The sequence below is a fragment of the Pseudomonas rossensis genome, assembly GCF_039888995.1.
Lineage (GTDB): Bacteria > Pseudomonadota > Gammaproteobacteria > Pseudomonadales > Pseudomonadaceae > Aquipseudomonas > Aquipseudomonas rossensis.
The window spans coordinates 1-710 of the sequence record NZ_JBBWCB010000315.1; the positions used below are offsets into that span (position 1 = coordinate 1).

Genomic DNA, 710 nt, shown 5'->3' on the forward strand with positions numbered 1-710 from the left:
GTTACTGCCTTCCTTGGGGATCGCGTAGGCGATGTTCACGCCGTTCTTGGCTTCCTTGGCCCGGTTCGCGGCCTGGAACACGTCACCCGAGTAACCGAAAGCCACGCAGATGTCGCCGTTGGCCAAATCTGAAACGTACTTCGAGGAGTGGAAGTAGGTGACGTATGGGCGGATGCTCAACAGCTTGGCTTCAGCCTTTTTGTAATCCTCAGGGTTTTCGCTGCGCGGGTCCATGCCCATGTAATTGAGGACCGCCGGGAACACTTCATCGGCCGAATCCATCATCGACACGCCGCACTGACTGAGTTTTTTCAGGTTCTCCGGTTCGAAAAACACGGCCCAGGAATCGATACGGTCAATGCCGAGCACTTGCTTGACCTTGTCGACGTTGTAGCCGATGCCGTTGGTGCCCCACAGGTATGGGACCGAGTGTTCGTTGCCCGGATCGTTTTTCTCCAGCAGCGCCAGCAGTTTCGGGTCGAGGTTCTTGAAGTTGGGCAGCTGCGAACGATCGAGCTTCAGGAACGCGCCGGCTTTCACCTGGCGAGCGAGGAAGTGGTTGGACGGCACCACCACGTCATACCCGGTGCGGCCGGCGAGCAGTTTGCCCTCCAGGGTTTCGTTGGAATCGAACACGTCGTAGATCACCTTGATCCCGCTTTTCGCCTGGAAGTCGACGAGAGTGGTCTCGCCGATGTAATCGGTCCAGT

At 57.6% G+C, this 710-nt stretch carries 1 protein-coding gene; it reads right to left on the reverse strand.

What is annotated here, in order from left to right:
* Positions 1–710, reverse strand: a 710-nt coding sequence (locus WLY71_RS30660) for an extracellular solute-binding protein (protein ID WP_347806575.1), incomplete at both ends; no start/stop codon positions are given.